Below are 573 nucleotides of genomic sequence, written 5' to 3'. Positions count from 1 at the left end.
GGTCAAGGAACACGTGGTGAAGGGGACCGTGGACGACTTCCCCGAGACGCTCCAGATGCTGTTCCGCAGCGAGAACGTCGGCAAGCTCGTGCTGGCGGCGAGCACGAAGTCCTTGCGCAGCGGGTGCCCTTCGAAACCCTCGGGGAGCAACAGGGGTGCCAGGTTGGGGTGGTCCGTGAAGGAGACACCGAACATCTCGTGGGTCTCGCGCTCGTGCCAGGCCGCGCCCGCGTACACGGACACCGCGGACGGCAGTACGGCCTCCGCGTGCGTGACGCTCGTGCGTACGAGCAGGCGCCGCACCGGCGCCAGCGCGACGACGTGCGCGCAGACGCGGAACCCGGTGCCGGGTTCATCGACGGCGCTCAGCCAGTCGAAGTAGGTGCAGCCGAGGACGTCGCGCGCGGTACGCAGGGCGGCGGTCCAGGAGGCGGCGGGCACGTCCACCGTGAGGAGGTGGTACGACTCCTCGGCGGTCGCGCCCTCACCGAACAGCTCGGACGCGGGCCCGGGCAGCCAGCCCACCGCCGCTTCCGGAGCGGGGACGGCCGACGACGGCCCGGGGTTCTGGGG

The 573-nt window shown here is 71.7% G+C and carries 1 protein-coding gene; it reads right to left on the bottom strand.

Going from position 1 to position 573, the window contains the following annotated elements; translation table 11 throughout:
- Nucleotides 1–525 (bottom strand): NADH-quinone oxidoreductase subunit C (locus tag GUY61_RS38825; RefSeq protein WP_166634963.1); only part of this gene is annotated, 525 nt, incomplete at its 3' end.
- Nucleotides 526–573 lie beyond the last annotated feature (48 nt).

The organism is Streptomyces sp. GC420, assembly GCF_009916105.1.
Classification (GTDB): Bacteria; Actinomycetota; Actinomycetes; order Streptomycetales; family Streptomycetaceae; genus Streptomyces.
This window is presented reverse-complemented; position numbering and strand designations above follow the sequence as displayed.